General features: G+C 35.8%; 6 protein-coding genes. 1 reads left to right on the top strand and 5 read right to left on the bottom strand.

Features of this window, described 5'->3' with window-relative positions:
• On the top strand, nt 1-350 hold a 350-nt coding region (locus FTU83_RS17110), incomplete at its 5' end, for a macro domain-containing protein (RefSeq protein WP_180107439.1).
• Between the two features lies 1 nt (nt 351).
• On the opposite strand, the gene FTU83_RS17105 is transcribed toward FTU83_RS17110, so the two are convergent.
• The 5 genes from FTU83_RS17105 to FTU83_RS17085 all read right to left on the bottom strand — a co-directional run bounded on the left by FTU83_RS17105 (nt 352) and on the right by FTU83_RS17085 (nt 1,981).
• A complete protein-coding gene (locus FTU83_RS17105) occupies nt 352-738 on the bottom strand; it encodes a type II toxin-antitoxin system death-on-curing family toxin (protein WP_000053135.1) in 387 nt (128 codons plus the stop codon).
• Nucleotides 735-914 carry a hypothetical protein gene (locus FTU83_RS17100; RefSeq protein ID WP_001231652.1) on the bottom strand — a complete coding sequence of 60 codons (180 nt, stop codon included), beginning with the start codon at nt 912-914 and terminating at the stop codon, nt 735-737. The genes FTU83_RS17105 and FTU83_RS17100 overlap by 4 nt, the downstream gene beginning before the upstream one ends.
• Nucleotides 915-963: 49 nt before the next feature.
• On the bottom strand, nt 964-1,299 hold the full coding sequence (locus FTU83_RS17095; RefSeq protein ID WP_179997550.1) for a hypothetical protein: 336 nt from the start codon (nt 1,297-1,299) through the stop codon (nt 964-966).
• A 96-nt stretch (nt 1,300-1,395) separates the two neighbouring features.
• On the bottom strand, nt 1,396-1,668 hold the full coding sequence (gene nadS / locus FTU83_RS17090; RefSeq protein WP_000369781.1) for a NadS family protein: 273 nt from the start codon (nt 1,666-1,668) through the stop codon (nt 1,396-1,398).
• Complete coding sequence (locus FTU83_RS17085; RefSeq protein WP_180107441.1) at nt 1,661-1,981, bottom strand: type II toxin-antitoxin system RelE/ParE family toxin; 321 nt, start codon at nt 1,979-1,981, stop codon at nt 1,661-1,663. Before FTU83_RS17085 ends, nadS begins: the two co-directional genes overlap by 8 nt.
• Between the last annotated feature and the right edge of the window lie 192 nt (nt 1,982-2,173).

Genomic DNA, 2,173 nt, shown 5'->3' with positions numbered 1-2,173 from the left:
CAGCAGGTAATCTGCCTGCTAAATACCTTATTCATGCGGTTGGACCACGATGGTTAGATGGCGAACACAATGAGCCACAATTGCTTTGTGATGCTTATAGTAATGCACTATTCAAAGCTAATGAAATTCATGCACTCACTGTTTCTTTTCCATGTATTAGTACAGGTGTTTATGGTTTTCCACCTCAAAAGGCTGCTGAAATTGCGATTGGCACTATACTCTCTATGTTGCCTCAATATGATCATGTTGCAGAAGTATTTTTTATCTGCCGAGAGGATGAAAATTATTTAATTTATAAGAATCTTTTATCGAATATCGATGATCCAAATATTCAGATTCTGATTTCTTAGTTTAAATTATCGAAAGCTCGTATAAGAATTCAGCCACAATTTTGGCTAATAATTCATGTTCTTCTTGTGATTCAACAATATCGACCATCAAATCATCTAAACCTGTTTGTTCCTGAATGGTAACACCTTGAATTTCGAGATAAGTCAGCATTACAGCTAAACCAGTTCTTTTATTACCATCAACAAAAGCATGACCTTTTGAGATAGCTATACCAAACCATGCTGCGATCTCAAAAATGTCGCTTACATTACTGTAATACATTTGCTGATCTATACGGCTTAATACGCTTTCTAGCTTTTCAATATGACAGCCTATTCGCCCTACGCCAGTTTGTAATAGGATCTCATCATGCACAGCAATGACGAATGTTGAGCTAATCAAACTCATTTATAAGCAAGCTCTTGGATTTCAGCTTTATGCTGATTAATGACTCGTTTTGCACTATGCATCACAACACGTTTAGTCGCTTCGTCATTGCTAAATTGGATTGGTAATACTTGACCCGAAACCTTTTCACGATTTGAAATTTGATCAAGGCTATAGTCTTTTAAACGCTTTCTCATCTTCATACCCCTATTAAAAGAGAATTTCATTTTAGCCTAAATTAAACAATTAAGTACGATAGTGAGGATCTTTTCTTGGAATAGCATTTTCTGAATCTATATCAAAGAAATCATAAATTTTAGTGGCTGTTACTGTGTTAAATAATTTTTTGTCCATATACACGATTGCTTTTCCTTTATTTGTGTCGAAAATTACCCTACCCCTTGGAATCTGTTCATATTCATAATGACGTAGTTCTGGGTATACACTTTGCATATTTTTCCAATAATCGACATGTGTATATGGACTATCAATTAAGCCTATTGAATCTGCATCATTTAAATTGAATGGATGAGCTATGCCGATAACTTGCTTTTGCAAAAACCAAAAGATTCCTATTTTCATTTTTCATCAACTGATTAATTTCCCTAAAATTAACATAATACACGTTATACGAATCTAAAAATGGGAGCCTTAAGCTCCCATTTTTTAAGTAATTTTTTAAATAAGACTTGGATGAGCATCTAAAATTCGAATCAATGTAGCTGCTGGTCCAGTTGGATAGCGTCGTCCCTGTTCCCAATTTTGCAGGGTACGAGGACTAATATGCAGACGTGCAGCAAACTCATTTTGGCTCAAGCCTGTTTTTTCACGTACTTCTTTAATATCTGGTAGTTCGAGTTCTGTAACTCGACTTGCTTTAACTTCTTTACGTTTGATAGCTCCAGCTTCTTTGATTGAAGCAACCAAGTCATCAAATAAGTTGTTATCCATGAAATTGCTCCTTCACGAGTTGGCGCAGAATGGCTGTTTCCTTATCTGTTAAATTATCTTTCACTGATTTTGGATAAGCCACTAAGAAAAATATCTGATCATCCTCGGTGACCCAATAATAAATCACCCGAATGCCACCACTTTTTCCTTTGTTACCTTGAGCACAACGTACTTTGCGAATACCACCGCCATTCTTGATTAGATCACCTCTATCAGGCTGTACCAAAAGATCTTCCTGAAGTTGACGATATTCCTCATCAGATACAAGGTCTTTAATTTGCTTGGTAAAGATGCTGGTTTCAATAAAAGAGATGGATCCGGAAATTTGAACAACTCCTATAAGTGATACTCTGCTGCTCAAATGATGTTATAAACATTAATATATGGAGTATTTTATGGCACGTAGACCAAGAAGAAATCATTCAAACGACTTTAAGGCTAAGGTAGCACTTGCTGCGATCAAAGCAGAAAAAACACTTGCTGAATTGAGTTCTGAGTTTGATGT

It is taken from the genome of Acinetobacter sp. YH12152 (assembly GCF_013418285.1).
Lineage (GTDB): Bacteria > Pseudomonadota > Gammaproteobacteria > Pseudomonadales > Moraxellaceae > Acinetobacter > Acinetobacter amyesii.
The sequence above is the reverse complement of the archived record's forward strand: the minus strand, read 5'-3'. Positions and strand labels throughout refer to the sequence as shown.